The sequence below is a fragment of the Bacteroidota bacterium genome (assembly GCA_016713925.1).
Lineage (GTDB): Bacteria > Bacteroidota > Bacteroidia > AKYH767-A > OLB10 > JAJTFW01.
The window spans coordinates 925,127-940,858 of sequence record JADJOH010000008.1 but is presented as its reverse complement, the minus strand read 5'-3'; the positions used below and the strand labels follow the sequence as shown (position 1 = coordinate 940,858).

The window sequence follows — 15,732 nt, the reverse complement described above, 5'->3', positions numbered from 1 at the left end:
TTACATTATTAAATTAGCCTTCGCAGCTAAAAAACGACAGACCATGTTTGAGTATTCCAAAGAGATCCTTACCAAAGTTAGCTTCGATAAATCACTTTTTACAAAAGAACTCAGGAAGGCGATCTCCTGGTTAAAAAAAGAAGAACGAAAAATGCTGATGGTATGGTGTCTCACCACCTTTGGTCATAAATATGCAGATGTTATTCTTCAGACTTTTCGCCATGTGGTGAAATAAACTGAATATTTCTTTTCATATTTTTTAATCCTGTCCGCAGGAGTGGAGACTCTTTAAATTGCTCCTTAAAAACCTCTTCTGTCATCTCTTCCCAATCTCGCTCTTTCATTGACATCAACTCTTCATTGGGAAGAAAATCATTTTCAGAGGTCGGGACCGAAAATCTGTTCCAGGGACAAACATCCTGACACACATCGCAACCAAAAGCCCAGTTTTGAAATTCTCCTTTATAACGGTTGGGGATAGCTTCTCTTAATTCAATGGTAAAATAGGATATACATTTACTTCCATCTACTACATGTGGTTGTACAATAGCATTGGTCGGACAAGCATCGATACAACGGGTACAGGTGCCGCAATAATCTTTCATCGGCGCATCTTCCTCCAATTCCAAATCGACAATAAGTTCGGCGATGAAAAAAAAAGAGCCGGATTTGGGATGGATCAGATTTGCATTCTTCCCGATCCAACCCAGGCCACTTTTCCGGGCCCAGGCTCTGTCTAAAACCGGTGCAGAATCAACAAAAGCACGTCCGTTCACCTCTCCAATTTCTGTGCGGATAAACACCATCAATTCCTGTAGCTTCTCCTTAATAATAAAATGATAATCCCGACCATAGGCATATTTAGAAATCTGCGGGGATGCATCACGCTGTTTCTCTTCCGGGAAATAATTTAACAAAAGACTGATGACTGTTTTTGCACCATCTACCAGCAAACGCGGATCCAATCGCTTATCGAACCAGCGTTCCATATACGACATCTTACCGTGCATATTTTGAGATAACCAACGTTCCAGACGAGGGGCTTCCTGTTCCAGAAAACCGGCTTTTGAAAACCCGACATGTGAAAAGCCCAAACGCAAAGCTTCGGATTTAATACTATCCCTGTGATTGCTCTTCAAAAGGTCGTTTGTTTATTTAATTACGTATGATAAAACAGGAAGGGAGGACATCAAGACTCTTCGAAAAGCGTACCTGTATTTTTATGATAGGTTTTATTGAGATGCTTATAGGCCTTTTCGGTCACTTCTCTGCCGCGGGGAGTACGCATCAGAAATCCCTCCATAATCAGGAATGGTTCGTAAACTTCTTCCAACGTTCCGGCTTCCTCTCCTACTGCAGTACTCAGCGTATTAATTCCAACCGGCCCACCTTTGAACTTGTCGATGATAGTTGTAAGAATACGATTATCCATTTCATCGAGACCAAATTCATCCACATTCAACGCTTTCAACGCATATTTTGCAATGGCCATGTCCACCGAACCATTGCCTTTAATCTGGGCAAAATCACGAACCCGACGTAAAAGTGCATTTGCGATTCGGGGAGTTCCACGACTACGGCTGGCAATTTCAAAGGCGGCGGCATCTTCAATTTCCATCTTCAAAATTTCAGAAGCCCTTAAAACAATCAATTGCAAACGCTTGGCATCGTAATATTCTAAGCGGGATGTAATTCCGAATCGGGCACGAAGAGGAGCGGTGAGAAGACCTGAACGGGTTGTGGCTCCTACAAGGGTAAAGGGGTTTAGCTTAATCTGGACGGAACGGGCATTGGGGCCACTTTCAATCATGATATCGATACGATAATCTTCCATTGCCGAATAGAGGTACTCTTCTACAATCGGACTCAGGCGATGAATTTCATCGATAAATAAAACATCGTTGGGCTCCAGGTTGGTTAATAATCCGGCGAGATCACCGGGCTTATCTAATACCGGACCTGAGGTGGTTCGAATATTACTACCCAACTCATTACTAATAATATAAGCCAGAGTTGTCTTACCCAATCCGGGAGGTCCATGCAAGAGGACATGATCGAGGGCTTCACCACGTTGAGCGGCAGCTTTCACAAAAATGCGAAGATTCTCTACTACTTTTTCCTGACCTGTAAAATCCCCAAAATCGGAGGGTCGCAAGGCCTTTTCCAACTCCCTTTCGGCCGGTGTTAATTGTTCTTTATCGTTATTCAGATTTGCATTTCGCATTAAGCAAATGTACTAAGATCGGGATTGATACAGAAGGGATTTCAATAATTTGGATCGTTTGAATTAAAAATTCAATGTCTCCTCTACGAAATCGCCAACAATCAACTTCATCAGCAAATCGATCCAAAGAGAAGGCTTGGGAGAATTTTATAGTTTTTTCACAAAAAATAAACGACAAAAAGCGTATCAACTATTCACCATTCGTTCAATAATTTTCCCCTACCAAATTCGGGGATTTTAACCAAAAATGTTGGATATTTCATTTGAATTCTGTAAGTTGCGGGAAATTTGGAAAATTCTATCCTTACCGGAAATGATAAACAAAACCTACACCATTAGACCCATGAAAAATCAATTTGTTACCTCATGCATGAAGCTGGTTGCTGCAATTCTGCTCCTCCCTCAACTGCTAACCGCGCAATCAGATTACCGAACTTTTACATCAGGTGATTGGAGTGCACCCGGAACATGGGAAGTATTTAACGGGTCGACATGGGATCCTGCTGTTACGCCACCTTCCTCTACAGATGGCGCAATTACCATACGTAACACGCATACGATAGATGTAAACAGTTCCTTAACTATTGATCAAACCGTTATTGAATCGGGAGGTGTGGTTAAATTTAATATCGGAACATTAACTATTGACAATGGAACAGGTGTGGATTTGGTGATTAATGGTGCACTGGAATGGTGGGCAGGCTTAGCCGGCAACATGGACGTTCAGAGCGGAGCAGAAGTCGGCGGAAGTTCTGATTTCAGTTTCGGCGGCACAACCTTAATCAACAACGGATCATTTACCGGTGGAACTTTAGGATTTTTTGGCGGGGCATCGGGACAGAACCTGAATGGAACCGGAACGATCAGGAGTATGTTGATGTTTAATGCCAGTGGTGTCACCTTAGGAGGAGATCAGACCATTGTAGATTTACTTAACTTCAATTATGGTCGGATCATTACAGGTTCTAATAAAATAATTATCTCTTCTGTAGGAAATATCCAAAACAATGCAAATCCTCCCATGTATATTGATGGGAATCTGCAAATCAATTTTCCGGCAGGTGGATTTGGTTTAACTTATCATATTGGCGATGCAAGTGGTTATCGCCCCATGCAATTGTCTGTTTCCGGAAATGCAGGTGTGGGTGGATTTACCGTTTCAACAAGTAATACAGAACATCCCAATCTTGCCACATCAAACATAGACCCCACCAAAACGGTGAACCGTCACTGGACCATCACGAATAATGGTTCAACATTTACGACAGCTTTTGCCCTATTCAACTGGGAGGCTGCAGATGTAGATGGAGGTGCAAATACAGGAAACTTTATTGGTGCTAAATACGATGGGGCATCCTGGACTTATCCTAGCATAATAGGCAGCTCAGCTACCTCTATATGGTTATCAGGGCTCACCTCCTTCAGTAGTTTTGCTGTTGGTGAAGCATTTCCTCCTCCCACCATTGATGTCACCGGAACATTCGGACCTTTCTGTTCAGATGATGCCATTTCGATTCCTTTCATTGCTACGGGAACCTACAATACCGGTAACATTTTCACAGCCTATCTGAGTGATGCAAACGGTAGCTTTGCTTCTCAAACTTATCTCGGAGAGCTGGAGACGGAAGCTTCAGGTACAATCAATGGCACCATACCTTCAGCTATTTCCGGAACAGGATTTAGAATTAAAATAGTGAGTAGTGATCCTGCGGTGACAAGTGCAGATAACGGCAGTGATATTATTATCTCCATACCACTTGATTATTATACAGATAATGACGAAGATGGCTATGGGGCAGGTCCGCTTATAATATCATCTTGTGTGGTACAGGGAGGATTAGCAGCGAATGCTGATGACTGTAACGATAACGACAATAGTATTTACCCCGGTGTAACTGAAATTTGTAATGCGATTGATGATGACTGTAATGGTTTAACAGATGATGGATTAACATTCGTCACTTATTACGAAGATTTGGATACAGATGGTTTTGGTAATCCATTGGTTTCGCAAAACACTTGTGACGGGCCACCTGCAGGGTTTATTCTGGACAACACTGATTGTGATGATACACAATTGCTCTATCTGGATGCAGATAGTGATACTTATGGAACCGGTGCTCCTATTGCCTGCGGGGTTTCGAACAATACCGACTGTGATGACAACAATGGAGCAATAAATCCGGCTGCTACAGAAGTCTGCAATAACCTTGACGACAACTGTAATCTTGTTACGGATGACGGTTTATCCTTCGACACGTATTATCAGGATATGGACGGAGATGGTTTTGGTAATCCCGCAGTCTCCCAAAGTACTTGTAATGGTGCGCCATTAGGTTATGTACTTGATAACAATACTGATTGTGATGACACACAATTCCTCTATCTGGATGCAGATTTTGACAGTTATGGGAGCAGTATACCGGTGGCTTGTGGAGTAACCAATAATTCAGACTGTGATGATAACGATTATACGATAAATCCTGCTGCAACGGAAGTCTGCAACGGTCTTGATGATAACTGTAATAGTCTTTCAGATGATGGACTGACTTTCACCACTTATTATCAAGACAGTGATGGGGATGGATTTGGCGATCCTTTCTTCGTTATTTCCACTTGTGATGGCGCACCGATGGGTTTTATCACGGATAATTCAGATTGTAATGACAACCTGATTACCTATGTGGACAATGATCTGGATGGTTTTGGTGTGGGATCACCTGTTGCTTGTGGTACCGCTACTGTAACTAACGATTGCGACGACAATGAACCTGCCGTTAATCCGGGCGCTCCCGAAGTTTGTAACGGGGTTGATGATGACTGTAATGGGTTAACGGATGATGGCCTTACCTTCCTTGATTACTATGTTGATTTTGACGGAGACAATTTCGGTGATCAGTTCGCTACGCCGATTAGTTCCTGCAATCCGGTATTTGATTACGTTACCAATAACCTGGATTGTGATGACAATAATGCATCTGTAAATCCCAACGCAGTGGAAATTTGCGATGCGGTGGATCAGAATTGCAACGCAATTTTGGATGAAAACAACTCACTCCATTTTGATGGTGTGAATGATTATGTGCAGATGAATGACTTCAATCTGGGCACTTCTGATTTTACATTAGAGGCATGGATTTTCCGCACCGGCTCCAACAATGGATATATTCTTAGTAACAGAACCGTTGAAAATAACGCACCCGGCAATTGGTTCAACTTTACCGCCGGCAGCAACCTGATTTTCGAAATGGCTCAGGCAGGAGGACCAGGTGCATTTTACGTGCAAAGTAATGCGACACTTCCCATGAATCAATGGACACATGTGGCAGTAACAAGAGCCGGTACTGCGCTCACGCTCTACATTAACGGTGAGGCAGATGTTGTTACAAACGATGTTTTAGTCAGAAATATTACAACCGGTAACAACATTGGACGTATTGGCGGATGGCCTGATTTTGGTTTAAACTATTTCGAAGGTTCAATTGATGAAGTACGTGTTTGGAATGTAGCCAAAACGCTGGCTCAAATCAAGCAAACCAGAGTCGCATATGTATACGGCGCTGCGAATTTAACCACCTATTATACTTTCGATCAGGGAACGTCCAGTGGAATAAATACCGGAGTAACTGTTCTTGTGGACCTTGTGCTAAATACCAACCCCGGTACTTTAAACAATATTGATTTAACAACAGCTACTTCCAACTGGAGTGGCGGATATGCCGGAACTGTGTATGCAGATACCGATGGAGATGGTTTTGGTAATCCGAACAACTCCACTACGACAACTTCTGCCTGCTTTTTAACAGGATATGTATCGGATAATACCGATTGCGATGATAACAACGTCAACATCTATCCGGGTACGGGTTGTGAATGTATTGTAAGTATTCCGGATGCTAATTTTAAATCAGCATTAGTCGGTAACGCCTTAGTTAATACAAATGGAAATGGAGAAATAGAGTGTTATGAAGCGAGTGCATTTAATGGAACTATAAATGTTCCGAACGCTGGAATTGCCGATTTGACCGGCATAGAAGCATTCACATCTGTTGTAGGATTGATCTGCAACGGCAACTCTCTCTCCACTTTAAATGTAAGCAGCAACACCGCGCTGACTACATTGGACTGCCGTCAAAATGCTTTAACCACCCTGGATGTAAGTGCGAACACATCGTTACAAACTTTATATTGTTTGTTGAACAACCTCACCAGTCTGAATATTACAGGATGTACAAGCTTAAGCATTCTGAACTGTGGCGGCAATCAACTAACCAACCTTGATTTATCTACCAACACACAACTTGTCAATATAAACGCCAGTTTGAACCAGCTCTCCAGTTTAGATGTATCGGGCCTTACAGGATTGACTTTCTTTGAATGTCATTTAAATTCCATCACAAGTCTTGATGTTTCTGCCAATACCGGATTGACTCATTTTAACTGTGCGGCCAATGCATTGACCAGTCTTAATATGCAGAACGGCAACAATGCCAGTTTAACGTATTTCAATGCAGTTCAAAATTTTTCCCTTACCTGTATTCAAGTGGATAATCCCACATATATGAATACCAACTATAGTGCAGCAAAAGATGCTGGCGCTACCTATAGTACTATTTGCCCAATACCCAACCCGGCATCCGCATTAAACTTTGATGGAGCAGATGACAAAGTAGTTGTAACCAATAGCGTAGATCTTTCTAATAAATCATTCTCTGTAGAAATGTGGTTAAAGCAAGCCGGTAATACCGATTATGATATTGCTTTTTCCCAAGGAGGAATCGGGTTGCCAAACCAAACGCTTCATATTGGATTTAATCCTGGTGGCACTACCTTTCTTTTCAATTTTGCTTATAATGATTTAAATGCTAGTGTAACCGCTGATTTTAACTGGCATCATTGGACCTGCACTTTTGATAATGTTACAAAAGCAAGAAAGATTTACCGTGATGGTGTTTTAGTTGCTTCAGATATTTCGCCTGATGCTTTTATTGGCAGCGGGAATACTAATCTTGTTATTGGGGATAATGCATGGGGCACTAATGAATTTAATGGTAATATTGACGAATTAAGAGTTTGGACGCGTACGCTTTCAGCACAGGAAGTATTAAACAATATGAGTTGCGAAATTTCTTCGCAGGTTGGTTTAGCTGCTGCATATCATTTCAACCAGGGTAATGATGGAGTAAATAATTCATCTGAAAATATTTTAACAGATGCAACTGCAAATGGATACAACGGAACATTGCAAAACTTTGCCTTGAATGGTACAAGTTCAAACTGGGTGGCACCGGGAGGAGTAGTTACAGGTACTGCTTGTCCTCCTTGTGTAGTCAACATTCCCGATGCAAACTTTAAAAATGCATTACTTAGCAATGTGGCAATCAATACAAACAGTGATTTAGAAATTCAATGTTCTGAAGCAGCTACTTATACAGGAACGATCGATGTATCTAATGCGGGTATATCAAACTTAACAGGTATTGAAGCATTTGTATTATTGACCCAATTAAATTGCTCGGGCAACGCTTTAACCACTCTTAATGTAAGCAGCAATACATTATTAACACATCTTGATGCAACAAGCAACCAACTGTCCGGTTTGGATGTAAGTAACAATTTAGGATTGGTTCTGCTAAGATGCGGAGCTAATCAGCTTACCAGTTTAAATGTTTCTGCAAACACCGCCTTAACTGACCTATACTGTCATGGCAATCAGTTAACAATATTGGATATTTCCACCAATACCTTATTAACAGCTCTATTTTGCGAAAGTAATCAGATTGCTACCTTGGATGTTTCAACCAATACATCCTTACAATATGTAGATTGTTACAATAATAATATAACAAGCCTTGATTTTTCTGCAAGCACAGCCCTTTATTTTTTGAATTGTAATTCAAATCAATTAACCTCATTGAATGTACAGAATGGCAACAACACAAATTTTACCGGGTTCTTAGCATTAAATAATCCCGTGTTAACTTGTATACAGGTTGATAATGTTTCTTATTCTAATACCAATTGGGGTGCAGGTAAAGATGCCGGTGCCATTCTTTAGTTTAGACTGTTCAATAAACCCTTACTGTTTAATCGTTGAAGAAAACGGATTAAACGGTGCTTACACCACCATCAATGCTGCGCTTACTGCAGCTACAGATGGTGATACCATTTTAATTTACCCTCGTTCAGGCGGATTACCCTTTGTAGAAGATATTTACGCTCCTTCAAAAATCAACCTTCATTTTCACAGTGCAACGCCGGGTACTAAATACGCGGTACAGGGAAATGTAACTTTGGTAAACGGCTATGAAATTCTTGAAGCCGACATCACAGGTACCGTCTCCGACAGTGGTAACAGTGTGATTGGAGAACGCATTGCTAACAGTAAAATAACAGGACAAATTCTTGGTACGGCCATCAATCAAAATCTAAGGGTCGAAAATGATTCGATCTTCAATTTCAGCGGACAAACCATGATGACACTTCATCGAGGTGCCTGGATTGGAAACTATATACAACAAACCGTTGCGGGTTATTATGAAATCACAAACGTATTTAGTTCCAATACCGCGACGGACGACAGTATTCACATTATCGGAAACCACTTTGATGTGCAAGGCGGCGGACGTACTATTGCATTTTGGGGAAATACACAATACCTGCATATTGCGAACAACTTTCTGAGAACTCATGGTAATACCAATGCTATACTCTATTTCCGAAGCCTGAAGCAAGGAGGTCCTGGTAAAAATTCATGTATCAATAACACCATCAATGATGATGCAGGCGGGGCCGGAATGTTTTTCCAGATTGGACCGGCTTTCTTTATTGAAGTAAGAAACAATCTTTGTATTAATAGTAAATACGGTTTGTGGAATCCCGGTGATGTCACTTTTGATCCTTTCCAGTACAACTACACTACGCAAGGCGCAAGTGGATTTACTAATTTCGTTGCAGACACTACGAATAAACATACATCAACATCATCCATTGCATTAAACGGATCTTTGCTTGACAATAGTGATGCCATCAATGGCGGTGATCCGAATTCATTATACAACGACCTGAATGGAACCCGGAATGATGCCGGTGCATTTGGCGGAGTGAATTCAATTAACAACTATTTCCCGGCTGGTCTTGTTGATCAAACTTATTATGCGGATGCTGATGGCGATGGATTTGGAGATTTTAACTCTTTCACTTTATCTTATGCGAAGCCCCCTTCATATGTATTAAACTCCGACGACTGTAATGACGCTGCTGCTACTGCCTATCCCGGAGCTCCTGAGCTTTGCGCCAATGGTATTGATGATGATTGTGATGAGCAAATCGATGAAGTAGCAGGATTAGATGCTCCTGCTGTTATTCTGAGCAATAATAATTTTAATATTCCATCATGTCCCGGTGGAGCATTAGAATTGAGCGTTGCCAAACTCACTTCTATAGAATATGCAAGTAGTGTCCTTTCATTTAGCAGCGAATACAGCAATCCTGTCTTTGCTGCGACTCAGGTTTTAGGAGCTCCTGACGTAGCTGCATTATGGAGACAATGCAAATGCATGGTCACCCTTTAGTCAGGATGATCAAAGGGAATATATTGAAGTGGGATTTGCCACAGCAGCTCCTATTAATTTCATTGATATCTATGAGACCTATTCAACAGGCTCAGTGGATACGGTATATGTAAAAAACCCATATACCGGAGTATTCCAACCTGTTTATAACAGAACAGCGGGATCGCTACCTGACCGTATTAATCAACTTCATATCGAATTCCCAATGACAGCCTTCCCGGTATCGGAAGTGCGTGTTGCATTAAATTCTCCTGCTGTATTTGACTGGAACGAAATTGATGCGATTGCGATTGGAGTAATAGATACAAACACGTATGATACCTATGCCTGGTCAACAGGTGAAACTACACCAACCATATCGGTAGATACACTCGGAACATTTGATGTGACCGTTTCTGAAAACGGATGTAGCGGCACCAGCAATCAAGTCAATACTTACTTACAGGAAGTTGCAGCCGGTCCAAGCTTCAACTGGATCACTTGTCAGGATACGATTACCTTTAACGCAAGTCCGGGTTTCTCTTCTTATCAATGGAGTACCGGGGATTTAACACAAGGTATTACGGTAAGTCCCGGTGTACAAACCACCTATACGGTAACGGTCACTGACAACTTTGGTTGTAACTACTCGATGATGTTACCTTATTCTTTTCATCTCCATTTGATTTGAGCAATTTTGGCAATTCACCGGCAACCTGTCCGGGTGAAGGTATGGCTCATTCTTGATGTTAGTTTCATGGTGAGAGAAGTTCAAGGAAATGGACCTGAGGGCATCAATGATTTTTTAATTTACATGGACCGAATGGATTTGATGTAGGAAATAATTTAGGTTATTTCATTGGTCTAGAAGGAAATTATACACTGGTTCTAAACTGATTAACGGTTGTTTAACAGATACCAGCTTCACCATTACTACGGATTCATTACCTGATGCAACTATCATTGCCAGCAGCCTACTTTGTCCGGATGGTGGCAATGTCACCTTGTCTACTCCCACTTCCGGTGATTATTAGATTTTGGACTTGAATGGCAACAGGAGAATTTACTGACGGTTAGTAATAGCCACTTATGGTGTAACAGTTACAAACAATGCGAATAACACCTGCTTCAGCAGTGCATCGTTTACGCTTGTCATGGAAGTTAACCCATGTATTATCCCTTACTATACACCTCCTCCCGGTGGTGAGGTACCGAACATTATCGGCTCTGAGCTTACACAATTGGCTACAGACTCAACCATCGCGGATACCGTAACGACTAACAATACCGTTTACCTGATTGACAGTACTAAAGTACTAATTGAAGTTATTGCCAACATTGGCTATTATGACACATTGTTTGCGCTTCTTCAGACACCGGCATATGGCATGTCAGACTTTATTGACAACGGAGATACCACGTTCATCATAACAGGATTAATTCCGATTATGAATCTTACAAAACTGGATTCTTTACCTACATTAATCAACTACGTACGACCAAACTATCCGGCTGTTTCCAGTTTAGATCTGCAGGAACTTGCCATCAATACCGGACTCACTTCTTCGCTGGGAGATAAATCCATGCGATCAGATACGGCAAGATTGGCGTGGAATGTATTTGGAGAAGGAGTAAAAATTGGTGTGATTTCTGATTCTTACAATACAAAGTTTGGATCGCCCGCTGATGCGGATGTAGACAACTATGATTTACCGGGACCGGGTAATCCAAATAATAATAAACCAATCACCGTTCTACAAGAATTTCCCTATGGAAGAAGAACGGATGAGGGAAGAGCGATGTTACAGATTCTACATGACATTGCTCCTAAGGCAGAGCTTGCCTTCCATTCCGGATTTATAAGTCCCGGAAATTTTGCAGAAGGTATTAAGGCACTCGACAGCATAGGATGTGATATCATCGTTGACGATGTCACCTTTATTACTGAGCCTTATTTCACTGACGGAGTGGTTTCTCAAGCGGTAGATGAAGTTGCGGCTAATGGAGTAAGCTATTTCACAGCTGCCGGTAATTTCGGAAGTGCTTCTTACGAGGGGACATTTAATCCGGTTCCTGCACCATCAGGATTTACCGGTTTCGCTCATGATTTCGGTGGTGGTGACCTCTATCAAAATGTCAGCCTGAAAGCCGGGTCATATACGATTGTGTTGCAATGGGAAGATGCGTTCTATTCCTTGGGACAACAACCCGGTGCATTAAATGATTTTGATATTTATCTTGTAAATAACAGTGGAGCTATTCTCTTTGGATTCAACCGTAACAATCATTGGAAAGATCCTTTTGAAGTACTTCCGTTCACTGTGAGCGGTAATACTCAAGCTAATATTATGATCACAAGAAAAACCGGAACCGGAAACGTTAAGATTAAGTATATCGTTTTCCGTGGTGATGCCACCATCAATGAGCATAATCAGGGTACTTCTACTATTGTAGGACAATCTAATGCTACCGGAGCAATCTCTGTTGGTGCAGTTCTTTTTTCAAACACACCTGTATTTGGCGTTAACCCACCAACGGTAGCATCTTTCTCTTCCAGAGGAGGACATTTAATTAATGGAATTGACCGTAATAAACCGGATCTCACAGCACCAAATGGAGTAAACACAACGGTTGCCTTAGGTGGTCAGAATATTGACGGTGATGCTTTCCCGAATTTCTTTGGAACCTCCTGTGCTGCACCACATGCTGCCGGAGTTGCCGCCTTGCTGGTGAATGCAAAGAGTAAATTCCATAACGGTGCCACCTTTACTCCTGAACAGATGAGAACTGTATTACAAACTACAGCTATTGACATGTATGGAGCAGGATATGATATAGAGTCAGGATATGGATTTATTCAGGCGGATACGGCATTGAAAACTTTAGCTGCACCGTCTCCTATTCTTCTCACGCACGACCTGTCCAATAATGCATTAGTTCCCGGCACGGATACGGTTGAAGTCATCATCGGAGGTAAATACTTCAATGATAACACCGCTGTCATCTTTAAGTATGATACCATTCCTGCAACAACATTGTCGTCTACTACATTGAGTGTGATCATACCTCCATTCCTGGGGAATCCTCCTTTAAGACTTTACAATCCGCCAATCAGCCCAAGTGGCCTTGATGGTGGTGTATCAGATACTATCTATCTCATCGGAGCTCCCATTTCTAATGTTGTGATTACCGCCGATAGTAAGTCGAAAAAGTACGGTGAACAAATACCGGATTTCAGTGCAACGGTTACTGTTAATGGTCAATCCTTATTGGAAGCCGGACTTACCTTAGCTGATCTTGGTCTTGAAAACAATATTACATTCACGAGTCCTGCAACAACAGGTAGTAATGTAGGGTTGTACTTCATTCAGGCCGCTTCCAATGTTACCGACTTATCACTACCAGCATCACAAGTATTACAGACGCTCTACAATTACCAGTTTGTAAACGGTTTGCTTGAAGTGAAGAAAATGCCGGTTATCATTACTCCAAACGACACAACCATTACTTATGGCGATCGGATTGAATCAGTAAACTTCACCTATACTTATCCTGATTCGCTTATCACGACGGCAGAACAAGTGAGCTTCTTCAATAATCTCAAAACCTCACACGAAATTGATCTCGCCAGTGAAATCGCACTTGTTGATGCAAGAGCTTTGGTGAACGGTCGCGCATTGGTAAATGCTGATATTGAAAATTTAAGTTGTATGGCAAGTGCGAGAGCATTGGTCAACGCACGTGCATTGGTAAATGCAAGAGCATTGGTGAATGGTTCTTTCACGATCGATACAGCAAGGGTTGTAGATGTAGCTGTTGCTTCTATATTCAACTTCCAGGAAGATCCGGACACCGCAGTTCTCGTTAATGCACGGGCGTTAGTAAACGGACGTGCACTTGTAAATGCCAGAGCGCTGGTAAATGGCAGAGCTTTGGTAAACGGAAGAGCGTTAGTGAATGCCCGTGCCCTCGTTAATGGAAGAGCATTGGTGAACGGCGAAACAGTTTCTGATACCACCACTGAAGATGATTTAATAGTCATTATTGATGAAGATGATGTGGATGCCCCGGAAGGAGATTCACTGACTTTTAATTCAATCAGTATGATCACGGGAATAAATGTGGGCGTACACTCCATTGTTCCCGGGGCATTGCTCTCGGAAAATTTCGATGTGACCTATGAACTCGGTTCATTGACGATTATTCCTGCGCCATTAACAGTTACTGCAAATGATACCAGTATTGATTGCAGCGGTGCAACTCCGGTGTATACTTCAACCATTGATGGTTACAGATACAATGATCTAGACAGCAATCTGGTAACCGGCGGACCGAGCTATACCATTCTTGACAACAACAATGTGGTTGTTAACACACCAACGATTCCTGCAGGTAATTACACCCTTGTTCCCTCCAACTTACAGATGGTACAACCATCCAATTATTTAGTCAGCTATGTCAATGGAAATCTTGTGAGTAGCGCGTCCAATGTAGTTGTTGGATCTGCCGGCCCTATCAGCAGCAGTGGTGCAACGGTTGGATGTCAGAGCGGTATTAACGGTGCTGTTGTACTGAGTGTTGATTCTATTCCGGGTGCTACCTCCTATGTTTGGACAGTTCCTTCGGGATGTATAATCACTGCAGGTCAGGGCACCAGAAATATTCTGATGAGTTGGACCAACATTAGTATACAGGCGGGTATCAGTGGTCAGGCTTGTGTATATGGGGCCTCAGGTTGTGTAACGGGTGCGAGTGCATGCCGTACTATTGACTTACAGGTGGCTGCTCCGGTTACCCCTCCATCCATTTCAGGAGCCGGAAAACTATGCCCGGGTGACGTCATCACCTATTCCATTGCCCCTGTTGCAAGAGCTTCCTCTTACTCGTGGACTCCTCCTGCAGGAATGAGTATTACGTCAGGTTCAGGAACTAATATCGTCAGCGCGCAGGTTAATGCAGGCTATACCGGAGGAACAATGAGTGTATCTGCATCCAATGCTTGCGGAACAAGTCCTCTGCGTTTGAAAACCCTACAACTCAACTTGCCCGGAACGCCCACCACCATATCCGGACTTAAAAACGGTCTCTGCAATACAACCGGATCATCCTACTTCGTTCCATCCGTAGTGAATGCTAACACCTATAGCTGGACGCTCAGTAATGGATCTATCAGTTCCGGACAAGGCACCTCCACCATAGCAGCTGACTTTAACATTTTCTCTACTTCTGTTATTACAGTGCGGTCTGTAAACAGTTGTGGCATGAGTGCTCCACGGACAATTACGGTAACTGGGCATCCTGCACAAGCAGCGCCGATCAGCTATAGTTCACTGAATGTCTGTACAAACACCATGGATGATTTCAGTGTGCCAACAGTGACTGGTGCTTCCGTATACAACTGGACATTATCCGGTGGCGGCACGGTGGCCATTGGACAAGGCACCAAGAACATCTCTGTTCAGTGGTCAGGCACACCTATGACCAATCAGGTGTTACAACTTGTCACTTCCAATGATTGTGGAAACAGTCCGATAAGAAGTCGGAGTGGTATCAATATCAATAATTGTGTAAGGTTTGACAACACCAGTAATGTGATCAATCTGAATATGTTCCCGAATCCGGCCAACGGACAGGTGACTGTGAAATTCGATGCCCTCGAAAGCAGCGACTACCGTTTACGCATTACCGACGTTACAGGAAGAACAATGTATTTCAAAGAAGGTGTATCGGTTATCGGTGAAAACATAGATCAGGTGAACATTGAACATTACGCTGCCGGCATCTATCATTTAATAGTAGAAATGCAGGGTAAACAACAACAGTTAATCCTAATGGTCAATTAAATTGTTCATTGAAATTAAAAGCCCCGTTGATCTTTTTCAGCGGGGCTTTTTTTATTTCTAACTGCCTTCAATTGATAAAGCGCGACAATTCAAAATACATTGGAAGGCTGCT

At 42.3% G+C, this 15,732-nt stretch carries 7 protein-coding genes; 5 read left to right on the top strand and 2 right to left on the bottom strand.

Annotated features, from left to right (window positions below):
* The first annotated feature begins 43 nt into the window (after nt 1-43).
* Nucleotides 44-235: a hypothetical protein gene (locus IPJ86_17770; protein ID MBK7889068.1), complete on the top strand. Its 192-nt coding sequence runs from the start codon at nt 44-46 to the stop codon at nt 233-235.
* Here IPJ86_17770 and queG read toward each other — a convergent pair.
* Together queG and ruvB are read right to left on the bottom strand one after the other, a co-directional pair.
* Nucleotides 201-1,139, bottom strand: a complete 939-nt coding sequence (gene queG / locus IPJ86_17765) for a tRNA epoxyqueuosine(34) reductase QueG (GenBank protein ID MBK7889067.1) — start codon at nt 1,137-1,139, stop codon at nt 201-203. The genes IPJ86_17770 and queG overlap by 35 nt on opposite strands.
* A gap of 50 nt (nt 1,140-1,189) precedes the next feature.
* Nucleotides 1,190-2,224, bottom strand: a complete 1,035-nt coding sequence (gene ruvB / locus IPJ86_17760) for a Holliday junction branch migration DNA helicase RuvB (GenBank protein ID MBK7889066.1) — start codon at nt 2,222-2,224, stop codon at nt 1,190-1,192.
* 343 nt (nt 2,225-2,567) lie between these two features.
* Here ruvB and IPJ86_17755 point away from each other — a divergent pair, with 343 nt between their 5' ends.
* The 4 genes from IPJ86_17755 to IPJ86_17740 all read left to right on the top strand — a co-directional run bounded on the left by IPJ86_17755 (nt 2,568) and on the right by IPJ86_17740 (nt 15,620).
* Complete coding sequence (locus IPJ86_17755) at nt 2,568-8,282, top strand: hypothetical protein (protein MBK7889065.1); 5,715 nt, start codon at nt 2,568-2,570, stop codon at nt 8,280-8,282.
* 739 nt (nt 8,283-9,021) lie between these two features.
* Nucleotides 9,022-9,798: a putative metal-binding motif-containing protein gene (locus IPJ86_17750; GenBank protein ID MBK7889064.1), complete on the top strand. Its 777-nt coding sequence runs from the start codon at nt 9,022-9,024 to the stop codon at nt 9,796-9,798.
* Between the two features lie 28 nt (nt 9,799-9,826).
* Nucleotides 9,827-10,468, top strand: coding sequence for a hypothetical protein (locus tag IPJ86_17745; GenBank protein MBK7889063.1), 642 nt, complete (start codon nt 9,827-9,829; stop codon nt 10,466-10,468).
* Between the two features lie 463 nt (nt 10,469-10,931).
* Nucleotides 10,932-15,620, top strand: a complete 4,689-nt coding sequence (locus IPJ86_17740; protein ID MBK7889062.1) for a T9SS type A sorting domain-containing protein — start codon at nt 10,932-10,934, stop codon at nt 15,618-15,620.
* Nucleotides 15,621-15,732 lie beyond the last annotated feature (112 nt).